The organism is Pseudomonas sp. TE3899 (genome assembly GCF_056279105.1).
The window spans coordinates 2,500,693-2,514,854 of the sequence record NZ_JBWBQR010000001.1; the positions used below are offsets into that span (position 1 = coordinate 2,500,693).

Below are 14,162 nucleotides of genomic sequence, written 5' to 3' on the forward strand. Positions count from 1 at the left end.
TTCCACACTGGTCCACACACTATACTGACTGCTCGATAGCGGCCTGCCGCTTCCATCTATTCCAGTCCATCCAAGAGGATCGATCCAACCAGTAGGACTTGTAACGTATCGATAAAGGTTGAGTCCACCATCCAGCCCAATCGGATCCTGCGTGATAAAGCGCCCAACCTGCTGATCGTAATACCTAAACGTATTGTAATGCAGCCCCGTCTCACCATCGAAATACTGCCCCTGGAACCGCAGATTCTGCTCGACTGCACTGACGTCCAGACGCTCCACCACCCCCAAGCCTCATACGTCGCCGCCGCGTCGTGCCTGAACTCCTCACTGTCCACCAGCTTGCCGGTATTCCACCTAAAATTATGGCGAACATACCAGCTCGCCCTTTTTTCTTATACCGACTGTTAAAAATTTGCTTAGCGCACCAAAAAAATAGCGAAATTCGCGATACCGCTAAAAACCAGCTCTATTGACTAAGAAGCTAGCTTTTTCAAGCCCTGCGATAGTCGATTGGTGTTATTTATATCCCCTTCTTTATCTAAATACGATAACCAACCAGGAATTACTTTCTTGAAAAGTTCAACACATTCAGGCGCAGCATCGTTTTTTTTCAAAATATACTCAAGATCCAAACTTCCATCTAATTTAAAAGGATTATTAAATATTAAATTATTGCCTTTTAAAAAACCCAGCAACACTGCGAGCTTTAAGACCATTCGCTCTTGGTATTCTTTGCTTTTGTTTCGGCTAAGCAGCATAGGAACACTACATAACGTAAAATTTAAATCCACCACAATAATACCTCTATTTCGCTCGTATAACAGTAGACACATCAGAAACTGCAATAAGCTTTTTCGTCCATGGCTCCCTTACAAAAATACCACCTGCCTCTCTAATCCGGTCTTCCTTGAGTAGTTGCCCAGTTTTATCTGCCGTAAGACTAGTGATCTCCTTGGCAGTAGCGATGCTGCACCAGGGGTTCAACGGCCCGGTTGTCGACGACGCGTTTGACATCGGTAAGGCGACCCAGCGGGTTGTCATAATGCAGGTGCACCCGCACACTGCCAGTTGCGCTGATGTCGGTGAGCTTGCCTTCAACGGTATGGTGAAATGCAGGAAGTGACCGAGGGCGTTTCCGATGCGTTGCAGCGGGACGTTGATGTTGTCGTCAGTACTTCGGCGAAGTTGAACGAAATATTGTTGTATGTTGCGGAAGGTGATTGCTATAAAGCCATGCCAATTAACTCTACCAACGCATGCAAAGGCCGCAATGAAAGCAGGGGTAACAGGTGGCTGAGACAAGGTCGGCAACCACCTGCTTTACACATTTTAGAAGAGCTTAGAAAAAGTTCGGAAAAAAGTACAAACATGAAGCAAGCTATCTAATCGAAAATGCACAACCCACCCTACTACCAATCACCGCGCCATGCCTCAGCAAACTCACTAGCTCTAGTTAAACCTACCAATTCTCCCAATCGATAAATAACATCCAGCAATGACTCCCGCTCCACTGTTTCAATGTCTTCCTCGAAAGAATTTAGCCTGACTATGCAGCGTTTAAACATGGGAAGCGCGCCTTTACCGAAGCTTGAGTATGGCAAAGCTTCTAGATTTAGCACCAACTCAAACATTACCGGTCTGACTTTATCCAAAAACTCCTCATCCCCATCCAGAAAATCGAGCTGCTGATATAAAACTGCTATCTCTGTAGCATCCATGGGGAAACTCCTTGAGAATGGTCAACGGGATGGTTGCGGTGGTTTAATATCAGGAAATAGAAAAACCTTAGACTCATCCCAGTTCACACCAGTTTCATGGTAGACCTTTAGCCTTTTTAATATTTTTTCAGGATTTCCGACCATACCACACAATTCGTGGTTATAAATTATGTCTAAATCGTCCTCAAGCGTCAGTGCCGCCTTAATGAGGTAAGCGCCAATATTAGAATACCCCTCAGAAAGATCAATAAGGTTTGCTCCCATACTCCCTGGTGCACCAAAAATGGCAGATAACATACGCTTCTTAACTGGACGGCTATTTGGCACAACGGCGTCACCAACTCGACTTGAAAATATCTCTTTGATATTCTTCGTAGACACAAATATACAAAATAATATCTCAGATGAATTTAAATCAACACCAGTCCAATCCTCATCTGACCTAAACACATCGAAGACTTCAAGGAGGTGATTAACTCTCATTTGTGCCAGAGTAAATAACCCCTCTTCAACCTGAATACTTAGCACTGCCCCTTCTTCCCACTTCAAGTTTCTCAACATGCCACCCCTTTTGCTCCGCTAGTTCTGGTAGCGCCCGCCTGATGATTATCAGCAGCCGCGAGATATCGATTTCTGTTTGGGTTATTTTTACCTACAGGATTTTGCTTGTTCGATGTACCGTCCAGACCACCTCGCTCCTCAAATATCCGCTGCTCGAGGCCTCGTGCGGTGTCTTTACCGGCTTGCCCATCACCAACAAATATAGCCTCCGGAGCAACATCGAAATGAGCAGTACTAGAATATCTATATTCCAATACATCTTGAGCCGCGTGTCCTAAACCTGGTTTGCTCGCATATCCGATGTAAGGCTTACCATTTTTTATCCCCTCGTAGGTAATGTGGGTAGCATTGGCAGGATTACCAGCCCACCCTAGCGGATCGAGCCACCCCAAAGGATTTACGGCATATTGGTACAGGTTGGCGCCACCGAGAATACTTATCGGATCCTGCGTAATAAACCGCCCCACACCCGGATCGTAATACCGAAACGTGTTGTAGTGTAGTCCCGTCTCATCATCGAAATACTGCCCCTGAAACCTCAGGTTTTGCTCAACCTTGTTCACCGTCAGCGTTTCGATGGAGCCCCACGCCTTATACGTTGCCTGCCAAACAATCTGCCCTTCCCGGTCAGTCATCTCCAACGGCGTACCAATCTGGTCGGTATGGAAGTAATAAAGCGTCTGCTCCCCACCCTCTTCCTGATCCACCCGCGCTAACGGCGCATAGCTCCCCGGCTCGTAAATGTACAGGCTGCTCTGCCCCGGACTTTCCTCGCGCAACAGGCGCAGACCTTGCCACAGGAAATGCTTCTGTTCGGTAACCCCGTTGACCGCTGACACCTTGGCCACCCGTCGTCCCAGGCTGTCGTAACGATAAGTGCCGCTGCTTTCCAGCTTGCCGCCCACCAACGTCTCGGCTTTGACCAGCCGATTCTCACCGTCATAACTGAACGTCTGCAGCCGGTTCATGCCGCTACGCTTTTCAATCAGGTTGCCCCAGGCATCGTAGGCATATTCCTGATCCCGCCACTGCTTGAGCCGGTTGTCCTTCACATGATCAAACTGACTGGTGTTGAAGTTCAACCGGTTCGCCGCCGCGTCGTACCTGAACTCTTCACTGTCCACCAACTTGCCGGTGTCACGGCTGTGCAATTGGCCGTTGGCTTCGTAGTCGTACTTGATCTCGCCGCGCAACTTGTCGAGGGTGCGGGTCAGTTCGCCGGCCGGGTCGTATTGGTGACGGCGGTGGATCGGGTTGTAGGCGTGCTCCACCAGGAGCTCGGGTTGAATGCCGGGGTTGTGCAGTTGCGAGAGTTTTTCCGCCGGCAAGGTCGAGGCGAACTGCCAGGCCTTGCGGCCCATGGCGTCGTAGCTAAAACAACTGGTGAGCGTGCCCTGGGTGCGTAACACCTCGCGGTGCAGGTCATCGCGCTCCATGTCGCTGATCAGTTGGCCGTCGAGGTTGAGCTGGTGCAGGTGGCCGCTGCCGTAATACAGGTGGTTCAGGTGTTGGCCGGTCGGCAGGGTCAGCGTGGTCAGGTTGCTCAGCGGATCGTAGTCGTAGGACAAGGCGCCTTGCGGTGTGGTTTCCTTGATCAGGCGGCCCAACAGGTCGTAGGAAAAATCGAGTGTCTCTTCGCTGACGCCGAGTTTTTTGCCGTGGGCGGTGGGCAGGCGTTCGATGGTCAGCAAGCGATCGCCGTCGTCGTAGGTGTAAGCATGACGGGCATCGGCGTTGAGCTTGGCCAACAGTCGGCCGATGGCATCGCGCTCAAATTCCGTGGTGCGCTGTGGGCGTTCGGCCCGTTCGCCGTAGCCGGTTTCCTCAACCTGAGTCAGATGCCCGCCCACGTTGTACGCGAAACGTCGAGTCAGGTTGTCGATGCGTTTTTCTTCAACCAACCGGTCGGACGCGTCATAGGCAAACTGGTAAGCCGCGTTGTTTTCGTTGACCAGCGCGGTCAGGCGGATGGCCCGGTCATATTCACAGCGGATGCGCTGGCCTTTGGCGTCCTGACGGCTGCTCGGCAGGCCGCGAGCGGTGCGCAGCAAGCGCGTGGTCTGGCCTTTGCCGTCGGTGTGCGTCAGCACTTGGCCGAGGGCGTTGTAGGTGAAGGATTCGGCGCTGCCGTCCGGGTGCTGGATGCGCAGCACTTCGCCGTCGGGTTTGCGTTCCAGGGTGGTGGTCTGGTTCAGGGCATCGGTGACGGCGACGAGGTGATGGCGTTCATCGAAACGGTACCAGGTGGATCAACATGGCGGCGCGGCGGGAGCCTTTGCCTTCGGGGTCTGTGCCGCGCCTGGAGCTGCCGCTGGTGCGGGCATCGGCCGGCAAGTCGGCAACCTGATCCTGATGGGGCCGCATTTGTCGGCCATCGCTGAATATTTCTACCAGGGCTTGCCGGTCTGCCTCTCCATTTTGCAGGAAGACATCACTACCGCGTGGCAGGCCGATGACGGCGTCAAGCCTGCGGACCTGTATTGGCTCGACATTCCGAATCACGGAAATCACCCGAATGCTGAACCACTAGCCTATTTACGTATGTAAATGTTTACCTCTTTACCATTCGCCACAAAAAACAGTCTAGAAACCTGATTTAGACTATTAAATTCAGTTTGAATCACCGTACCCGCCACACTGTTACTCGCAAATGAAACAATCGTATCAATTAAATTATCCTTCCATTCATAACGGTACGCCCAGTATTCAAAATCACTATCCACTCTACAGCCTCGAACAACTTTTCCACAGTCAAGATCTACAACCTTCAAAGATAGGACTTCATCGTGCTTATTTTTCCTTATAGATATAAACCTATCATCTACTTTTTTTACTATTTCAGACTCGTCAAGAAAGCCGCGCGAGTCGCAACTTTCAATCTTGACTACAGCACCATCACTTACGTAGTGTTTGAATAGATTTTTTTTGTTTGCTGGCTCTTTGTCGATAATTTTAGACGGCGTTACACCCGACATTTCCAACTCGAGAGGCAAGATTGTAAAGTACGGCCCTTTAGAGAAAAAAATTCGATCATGGACAGGATCACTTTCAAAATAGTTGCACACACTAATATCATTTAGCATTGCCACAACTTCGTCTTTCAAAGACTCCAGCTCAGAAATACTCATAACTTAAACCCCTTGAAATTTACTCCATCAGCAAGCGATTTTTTAATATCCGCAAGCCCACTAAAAACTCGCCTTTGGTTGTTGCCCCGGACAAAGAGTCAAAAACTCTCTGTTTGTGGGCGTTACTGTGAACTCCGGCACCTTTATGCGGTGTGGCAGCTGTACCTGGAACTCTGGCTGACTCGGTATTGGGCAACCATATGCCATTTCTCTTATCGTTTATATTTATGTCTAGATCATTCATTTTATCTCGCAGGGCGATCATTCTAAGATCTTTAGAATTTGACATAATAATATGGTGCGCGTCGTATTGCCCTCCACCGACAGGACTAGGGCCGAGGTTTTTTCTCAAAACCTTCGCATCGGTACCGCATGAAAGACCTTCGGGGTCGACCCACCCAATAGGACTTGGTGCATACCTGTATAGATTGCTCCCCCCCTCCAACCCAATCGGATCCTGCGTTATAAACCGCCCGACCTCCGAATCATAATACCGAAAGGTATTGTAGTGCAGCCCCGTCTCATCATCGAAATACTGCCCCTGAAACCGCAGATTCTGTTCGACTACATTGACGTCCAGACGCTCCACCGCACCCCACGCCTTATACGTCGCCTGCCAGACGATCTGCCCTTCCCGGTCCGTCATCTCCAGCGGCGTACCAATCTGGTCGGTATGGAAGTAGTAAAGCGTTTGCTCCCCACCCTCCTCCTGGTCCACTCGCGCCAACGGCGCATAACTTCCTGGCTCGTAAACGTACAGGCTACTCTGCCCCGGCGTCTCCTCACGCAACAGGCGCAAGCCCTGCCACAGAAAATGCTTTTGTTGGGTTATCCCGTTAATCTGCGACACCTTGGCCACACGCCGGCCCAGGCTGTCATAACGATAGGCCCCGGTACTTTCCAGCTTGCCGCCCACCAAGGTCTCAGCTTTAACCAACCGATTTTCACAGTCGTAACTGAACGTCTGCAGTCTGCTCATTCCGCTACGCTTTTCAATCAGATTGCCCCACGCATCGTAGGTATATTCCTGATCCCGCCACTGCTTGATCCGGTTGTCTTTGACGTGATCAAACTGACTGGTGTTGAAGTTCAGGCGATTCGCCGCCGCGTCGTAGCGGAACTCTTCACTGTCCACCAGCTTGCCCGTGTCACGGCTGTGCAACTGGCCGTTGGCTTCGTAGTCGTACTTGATTTCGCCGCGCAGTTTGTCGAGGGTGCGGATGAGTTCGCCGGCGGGGTCGTATTGATGACGGCGGTGGATCGGGTTGTAGGCGTGTTCTACAAGCAGTTCGGGGTGGATGCCGGGGTTGTGCAGTTGCGAGAGTTTTTTCCGCCGGCAGGCACGAGGCGAACTGCCAGCTCTTGCGGCCCATCGCGTCGTAGCCGAAGCAGCTGGTGAGCGTGCCTTGGGCGCGTAGGACTTCGCGGTGCAGGTCGTCACGCTCGATGTCGCTGATGAGCTGGCCGTCGAGGTTGAGTTGGCTGCGACTTTACTCTAACGAATCTATTCAGTAGCAAAATTCACCTCACGTCCCGCCCCTGTATCTGGTGGCCTATCAGGTCGTGGGTGAATTAGATTTTTTCTTAGACATTGCCAGATTGTTGTTAACCGGTTGATTTTCAGCAGCCAATCCGTATCGCCAAAAGCTAACAGGGAAATTCACCTTTGCGGTACGAATCAAGTAACTTCGCTACCCATTCACTCACATGTCCTTTTGCTATGGCCTCCCCAATCATTCCGATATCATCAGACACATAGCTTGCGGCTTCGGAATTTTGCGTTAGACGGAACACTTTCTTGAAAGAAAACTCTCTTAACGCTGAAATTTCCATTTCATCAGTAGGGATTTTATAGTCTAGTTTCTTCAAATACTCATTACTTTTAACCCACAACGCATCAAACTCCCCCCTATCTCTTTGGTCTAACGCCTCGTCCCAGTCTTTAACAGCCAAAGCAACCACTTCAAAAAAATTTTCTTCATGGATTAAAATCGATAGTTCTTTTATAGATTCAGTAGTCATCTCAAGCCACTCTCCCTCAGCCAGTTCTCAATAAGGTCTACTGCCGTACGCGGTGTCACGTTTTCGCCTAATACATGCGTTCCATTAGGTGAAACCACATCAACCTTTATATGATCCATATTTTCATATGCTTTTCTGTAAGCCGCAAACAATTCATCATCTGTTCCTGAAAAATCACCTTGGCGGGGTCCGATATGAGGTCGCTCAGCTTCATGCAAAAGCCAATGTGAATGCTCTGGATTTTTTCCACGAGGAAATATGGTGGGTCTAGTCTTATCAGATCTTGCAATCTCAAATGGTCGACCTACTGACTTTCTCACAGGGGGGACATGGTGCCCCGATTTACTGACTCCCATACCCTTTGTTTCACACCACCCCCACGGGTCGATCCTAGAAAAAGGATTCGACAAATAACCATAAAGATTGTGCCCACCCAACAACTCAATCGGATCCTGCGTAACAAACCGCCCCACCTCCGGATCGTAATACCGAAACGTGTTGTAGTGCAGCCCCGTCTCGTCGTCGAAATACTGCCCCTGGAACCGCAGATTCTGCTCGACCTCGTTCACTTCAAGCTTTTCTACCGATCCCCACGCCTTGTACGTCGCCTGCCAGACGATCTGCCCTTTCCGGTCAGTCATCTCCAGCGGCGTACCGATCTGGTCGGTGTGGAAGTAATAAAGCTTCTGTTCCTCACCCTCGGCCTGATCCACCCGCGCCAACGGCGCATAGCTCCCCGGCTCGTAAATGTACAGGCTGCTCTGCCCCGGACTTTCCTCGCGCAGCATGCGCAGACCTTGCCACAGGAAATTCTTGTGCTGGGTTTTTCCGGAAACTATTGAGGTCTTGCCAACTCGTCGACCGAGGCTGTCATAACGATAAGCGCCACTACTTTCCAGCTTGCCGTTGACCAACGTCTCAGCCTTAACCAGCCGATTCTCACCGGCATAGCTGAATGTCTGCAGCCGGTTCATGCCGCTACGCTTTTCAATCAGGTTGCCCCACGCATCGTAGGTGTACTCCTGATCCCGCCACTGCTTGAGCCGGTTGTCTTTGACGTGATCGAACTGGCTGGTGTTGAAGTTCAGCCGGTTCGCCGCCGCGTCGTAGCGGAACTCTTCACTGTCCACCAACTTGCCGGTATCACGGCTGTGCAACTGGCCGTTGGCTTCGTACTCGTACTTGATCTCGCCGCGCAGCTTGTCGAGGGTGCGGATGAGTTCGCCGGCAGGATCGTATTGGTGACGGCGGTGAATCGGGTTGTAGGCGTGTTCTACCAACAGCTCAGTCTGGATGCCGGGATTGAGAATCTGCGAGAGTTTCTCTGCCGGCAACGTCGAGGCGAATTGCCAGGCTTTGCGGCCCATCGCGTCATAGCCAAAACAACTGGTGAGCGTGCCTTGGGTGCGCAGCACCTCGCGGTGCAGTTCATCGCGTTCCATATCGCTGATGAGCTGGCCGTCGAGGTTGAGTTGGTGCAGGTGGCCGCTGCCGTAGTACAGGTGGTTCAGGTGTTGACCGGTGGGCAGGGTCAGCGTGGTGAGGTTACTCAGCGGATCGTAGTCGTAGGACAGAGCGCCTTGTGGGGTGGTCTCTTTGATCAGGCGACCCAGCAAGTCGTAGGAGAATTCGAGCTTTTCTTCAGAAATTCCGAGTTTCTTGCCGTTGGCGGTAGGCAGGCGTTCGATGGACAGCAAGCGATCGCCGTCGTCGTAGGTGTAATCCTGACGGGCATCGGCGTTGAGTTTGGCAACAGTCGGCCGATGGGGTCGCGCTCAAATTCCGTGGTGCGCTGTGAGCGTTCGGCCCGTTCGCCGTAGCCGGTTTCCTCAACCTGAGTCAGATGCCCACCCAGGTTGTAGCTGAACCGTCGGGTCAGGTTGTCGATGCGTTTTTCTTCAACCAAGCGGTCGGACGCGTCATAGGCAAACTGGTAGGCCGCGTTGTTTTCGTTGACCAGCGCGGTCAGGCGGAAGGCCGGCTCGTTGCTTAAAAACTTTAAAATTTACTTGCCTACAACATATACCCATTACAAATGATTGCGACAACACTAGTATCTCTTGCGCCCTCAACTCTCTTGGCAAGCTCATCAATCATATTAATTAAAACAGCGACCTCTTCTTGCGTGACTGCCTCTTCGTCATATGATTCGTCTTTTTCATAATTAACAAGATCTATGTTATCTATCGCCAAGGAAGCAGATTTCTCAAAATCCTCAAACTGTTCACTAGCAGAAAATTTTAGCAAATAAAGCAAAGCTATCAACAAATTTTGGGCATAGGCACCTTCTTGCTCACCAAACTCTTCGGTATCAGGAATATTATCTTCCACTTCTTTCAAGTGCGCTAATGCTTTGACCCTACCTTCCAAGCAGGCCCCAATACCAGCCTCAAATAGTGACGACAGGTGCTCACCGTAGACTTTATCAAAATCCTCTATAAGTCTTTGTTGCCGATACAGATAAGCGGCCCCCAAAAGAACCTTATCTTTACCATTTAACGAAGCTATTTTATTAGCCACAACCGCAGATTCAAATATCAAATCATATTGCACGTGGACCCCCCGATGCGTTTTCTACTTTTTTTACCAGTAGCATGAGTGTCAGTCTTAACGTTATATTCTTTCATTAAAGCCTCACAATCCAAGCACACACCTCTTGAAGCATCAATATTAGTAGCACCTTTCCCGGCCTTGATGATCGTTTCCTCAGCATGGCCGACACCGTTTACTACGCCGATCCCCTTGGACTGAGCCCACTCCCTCTGTATCTTAGGCACAGTTTTATCACTAGATGCCACAAACAATCCCCCATCTTTGGCTATTCCGATCGCCGTAGTTTTAAACTTTTGAGCAGTTTTATCCAACAGTCCGTGTGCTTCGTTTACTAATGCTAATAGTTCTGATAGTCCCCAAGGGTCAACCCGACCGATCGGGTTCGAGACATATCCATAGAGATTGCTGCCACCTAACAACCCTATCGGATCCTGCGTTAAAAACCGACCCACCTCCGGATCGTAATACCGAAACGTGTTGTAGTGCAGCCCCGTCTCATCATCAAAATACTGCCCTTGGAACCTCAGGTTCTGTTCGACTTTGTTGACGTCCAACCGCTCCATCGAGCCCCACGCCTTGTACGTCGCCTGCCAGACGATCTGCCCTTCCCGGTCAGTCATCTCCAGCGGCGTACCAATCTGGTCGGTATGGAAGTAATAAAGCGTCTGCTCCCCACCCTCCTCCTGGTCCACTCGCGCCAACGGCGCATAACTTCCTGGCTCGTAAACGTAGAGGTTACTCTGCCCCGGCGTTTCCTCACGCAACATGCGCAAGCCTTGCCACAGAAAATTCTTCTGCTCGGTGACCCCGTTGACCTCCGACACCTTGGCAACACGTCGTCCGAGACTGTCGTAGCGATAAGCCCCGGTACTTTCCAGCTTGCCGCCCACCAAGGTCTCAGCTTTAACCAACCGATTTTCACAGTCGTAACTGAACGTCTGCAGCCGGCTCATCCCAATACGCTTTTCAATCAGGTTGCCCCACGCATCGTAGGTATATTCCTGATCCCGCCATTGCTTGATCCGGTTGTCTTTCACGTGATCAAACTGGCTGGTGTTGAAGTTCAACCGGTTCGCCGCCGCGTCGTAGCGGAACTCTTCACTGTCCACCAACTTGCCGGTATCACGGCTGTGCAACTGGCCGTTGGCTTCGTACTCGTACTTGATCTCGCCGCGCAGTTTGTCGAGGGTGCGGGTCAGTTCGCCGGCGGGGTCGTATTGATGACGCCGATGGATCGGGTTGTAGGCGTGCTCCACCAGCAGCTCGGGCTGGATGCCGGGATTGAGAATCTGCGAGAGTTTCTCTGCCGGCAGGGTCGAGGCGAATTGCCAGGCCTTGCGGCCCATGGCGTCATAGCCAAAACAACTGGTGAGTTTGCCTTGGGTACGCAACACCTCGCGGTGCAGGTCATCGCGTTCCATGTCGCTGATGAGTTGGCCGTCGAGGTTGAGCTGGTGCAGGTGGCCGCTGCCGTAGTACAGGTGGTTCAGGTGTTGACCGGTGGGCAGGGTCAGCGTGGTGAGGTTACTCAGCGGATCGTAGTCGTAGGACAGAGCGCCTTGGGGGGTGGTCTCTTTGATCAGGCGACCCAGCAGGTCGTAGGCAAATTCGAGTTTTTCTTCAGAAATGCCGAGCTTCTTGCCGTTAGCGGTAGGCAGGCGCTCGATGGACAGCAAGCGATCGGCGTCGTCGTAGGTGTAATCCTGACGCGCATCGGCGTTGAGCTTGGCCAGTAGGCGGCCGATGGTGTCGCGCTCGAATTCGGTGTGGCGCTGTGGCCGTTCGGCGCGTTCGCCGTAGCCGATTTCGTCGACACGCGTCAGATGCCCGCCGAGATTGTAGCTGAACTGGCGGGTCAAGTTGTCGATGCGTTTTTCTTCGATCAGACGATCGGACGCGTCGTAGGCAAACTGGTAAGCCGCGTTGTTTTCGTTGACCAGCGCGGTCAGGCGAATGGCCTGGTCGTACTCGTAACGGATGCGCTGGCCTTTGGCGTCCTGGCGGCTGCTTGGCAGACCTCGGGCGGTGCGCAGCAGGCGCCTGGTCTGGCCTTTGCCGTCGGTGTGCGTCAAGACCTGGCCGAGGGCGTTGTAGGTAAACGACTCGGCGCTGCCGTCCGGGTGCTGGATGCGCAGCACTTCGCCGTCGGGTTTGCGTTCCAGGGTGGTGGTCTGATTCAGGGCATCGGTGACGGCGATCAGGTGATGGCGTTCGTCGAAACGGTAGTGGGTGTTTTTACCCGAGCAATCCTGGAAACGTTCGACCTGGGCCAGGGTGTTCCACCACAGGTATTTGGATTTTTGGGTGGCGTCGATGAGGGTGTGCGGCAGACCGTCGTCGCTGTTGAGGTATTCGGTCTTGTTGCCCAGCGCGTCGACTTCGGCGATGAGGTTGCCCTTGGCGTCGTAGCGGGCTTTCCAGGTGCTGCCGTCGGGATAATCGACCTGCGTGACCAGCGTGGTCAGGTGGTGATACTGGTACTTGATCTTGCGCCCGAGCGGATCGGTTTCTTCGACCAATCGCGCGTAGTCGTCGTACTTGAGCTTGATGGTATTGCCATCGGGCAGCGTCAGACCGGTCATGTTGCCGCTGTCGTCGATGTCGATGACGTAGTGCTCGCCACCGAAATCGCGACTGGCGATGACGCGATGATCGCCGTTGTAGTGAATTTCAGCTTCGCGCCCGAGCACATCGGCAACCCATGTGGTGCGGGCCGTCACGTCGTAGCGGAAATGGTAATGCTCGCCGTCGCTGGTCCAGTGTTCCACCACACGGGGCTGCTCACCGATGGTTTCCCAGCGGTAATTACACGTCAGACCCAGAGCGTTGCTGTGGCTGGCCATGACGCCGTCGGCGTAGCTGAAGCGTCGGACCGAATCGCTGTTGCGATTGATCACCTCGATGAGCTGGCCATTGTCGTCGTAGCGATATTGCACCAGGGTTTCGACGGCCTGGTTGTCGACGATGCGTTTGACGTCGGTCAGGCGACCCAGCGGGTTGTCGTAGTGCAGGTGAACACGTACGCCGCCGGTGGCGCTGATGTCGGTGAGCGTGCCTTCGACCGTATGGGTGAAATGCAGGAAATGGCCGAGGGCGTTTTCGATGCGTTGCAGCGGTACGGGGGCGTTGTCGTCCGGTACTTCGCCGAAGTAGAAGAAGATGTTGTCGAGGGTTTGCAGCAGGTAGTGACCGCCTTCGGTGCAAACCAGATAGACCTGCTCGTGAGGATTGTAGATGCGGCCCCCCGGCGGCACGTCCACAAACGGCACACTGCGCCCCTGGTTGTCGGTCAGGTAAACGAAGTTGCCACTGCGACGCAGGCTTTGTTCCCAGGGCAATACCCAGCCCCGGCCGAGCACGCTGTCGACGGTCAGGTCGCTGGCATAGAAGCGTGACCATTCGATGGGCATCAGGCCCGGGAGGCTGAAGTCGGTTTCGTCAGGAATGACCTTGCGCCCAGTGGTGGCGTCAACAGGGTTGCCCATCAGACCACCGACCGCACGCTCGATGGCCGGCCCGATCACGTAACGGCTGGCCACCTCACCGGCGACGAAGCCGGCGGTGAATTTCAACACGCAGGGCATGATGGCTTTCATGCCGGCCTGCGTCCCTGCCTTGATCAATTGAGCGATACCGCCCGCCGCACCGGCGACTGCCATGAGGATATCGACTGTGGTTCGTAGCCAGCCGGGAATTTCGTCGTCTACCGGCAGATAGCGGTGTGTGCCACCGCCAATGTAAACATCGCCCGAGCCGCTGGAAATCTTTGCACCGCAGGTGATCTTGTCGCCCTTGCGAGCCGCCGCTGTGCCATTGATGAAGACGTTGGTCGAGCCCTCCGCGACTTGCACCGGACCGGGATGCTTGTCGCAGGCGCCAATGCTTTTTTCGACATGCGCGGCCTTGCGGCTATTGATGAATACGTTGTCCGATGTGGTGACGATGGTCCCGGAGGGCGATGAAAACATACTGCCGATCGCCTCCCCTGCGGCAGTCAGCAAGCTACCTCCGACGCCTGCCGCAAGACCCGCCAACAAAGCCACACCAAACCCACAGGTGAACGTCGCGATAGCAACCGTGGCGATCAGCGCAATACCGAGCGCGGCACCGATCAGAAACCCGCCCAGGGCACTGGTGTGAGCGATTTCATCGCCAAACCTTGCGGCTTCAAACATGGCCG

At 53.0% G+C, this 14,162-nt stretch carries 7 protein-coding genes and 6 pseudogenes; 1 reads left to right on the forward strand and 12 read right to left on the reverse strand.

All coding sequences use genetic code 11. The features are described from left to right. Positions 1-69: 69 nt before the first annotated feature. The 6 genes and pseudogenes from ACZ89E_RS11255 to ACZ89E_RS11280 form a co-directional block, all read right to left on the reverse strand. Positions 70-302: pseudogene (locus ACZ89E_RS11255) on the reverse strand (RHS repeat-associated core domain-containing protein); the annotation flags it as partial. A 171-nt stretch (positions 303-473) separates the two neighbouring features. Beyond that, entirely contained in the window at positions 474-791 is a 318-nt protein-coding gene (locus ACZ89E_RS11260) for a hypothetical protein (RefSeq protein ID WP_476255664.1), read from the reverse strand. Between the two features lie 167 nt (positions 792-958). Further along, a pseudogene (locus ACZ89E_RS11265) lies at positions 959-1,193 on the reverse strand (hypothetical protein); the annotation flags it as partial. A gap of 216 nt (positions 1,194-1,409) precedes the next feature. Further along, complete coding sequence (locus ACZ89E_RS11270; RefSeq protein WP_476255665.1) at positions 1,410-1,718, reverse strand: hypothetical protein; 309 nt, start codon at positions 1,716-1,718, stop codon at positions 1,410-1,412. Positions 1,719-1,739: 21 nt separating this feature from the next. Continuing rightward, complete coding sequence (locus tag ACZ89E_RS11275; RefSeq protein WP_476255666.1) at positions 1,740-2,279, reverse strand: hypothetical protein; 540 nt, start codon at positions 2,277-2,279, stop codon at positions 1,740-1,742. A gap of 356 nt (positions 2,280-2,635) precedes the next feature. After that, a pseudogene (locus ACZ89E_RS11280) lies at positions 2,636-4,528 on the reverse strand (RHS repeat-associated core domain-containing protein); the annotation flags it as partial. On the opposite strand from ACZ89E_RS11280, the pseudogene ACZ89E_RS11285 reads away from it, so the two are divergent. Further along, positions 4,524-4,757, forward strand: a pseudogene (locus ACZ89E_RS11285) (DUF6861 domain-containing protein); the annotation flags it as partial. The pseudogenes ACZ89E_RS11280 and ACZ89E_RS11285 sit on opposite strands and share 5 nt — an antisense overlap. Before the next feature lie 53 nt (positions 4,758-4,810). Here the strand turns inward: ACZ89E_RS11285 and ACZ89E_RS11290 are convergent. From ACZ89E_RS11290 to ACZ89E_RS11315, 6 genes and pseudogenes are all read right to left on the reverse strand, one after another. After that, positions 4,811-5,407 carry a hypothetical protein gene (locus tag ACZ89E_RS11290; RefSeq protein WP_476255667.1) on the reverse strand — a complete coding sequence of 199 codons (597 nt, stop codon included), beginning with the start codon at positions 5,405-5,407 and terminating at the stop codon, positions 4,811-4,813. Beyond that, a pseudogene (locus ACZ89E_RS11295) lies at positions 5,404-6,888 on the reverse strand (RHS repeat-associated core domain-containing protein); the annotation flags it as partial. The gene ACZ89E_RS11290 and the pseudogene ACZ89E_RS11295, both read right to left, overlap by 4 nt. A gap of 166 nt (positions 6,889-7,054) precedes the next feature. Then, a complete protein-coding gene (locus tag ACZ89E_RS11300) occupies positions 7,055-7,429 on the reverse strand; it encodes a hypothetical protein (protein ID WP_476255668.1) in 375 nt (124 codons plus the stop codon). Continuing rightward, positions 7,426-9,413 (reverse strand): annotated as a pseudogene (locus ACZ89E_RS11305) (RHS repeat-associated core domain-containing protein); the annotation flags it as partial. The pseudogene ACZ89E_RS11305 and the gene ACZ89E_RS11300, both read right to left, overlap by 4 nt. Before the next feature lie 29 nt (positions 9,414-9,442). Then, the gene (locus ACZ89E_RS11310) at positions 9,443-9,982 is read right to left on the reverse strand and encodes a hypothetical protein (RefSeq protein ID WP_463260122.1); all 540 of its coding nucleotides are present in this window, start codon (positions 9,980-9,982) and stop codon (positions 9,443-9,445) included. After that, on the reverse strand, positions 9,967-14,157 hold the full coding sequence (locus ACZ89E_RS11315) for an RHS repeat-associated core domain-containing protein (protein ID WP_476255669.1): 4,191 nt from the start codon (positions 14,155-14,157) through the stop codon (positions 9,967-9,969). Before ACZ89E_RS11315 ends, ACZ89E_RS11310 begins: the two co-directional genes overlap by 16 nt. Positions 14,158-14,162 lie beyond the last annotated feature (5 nt).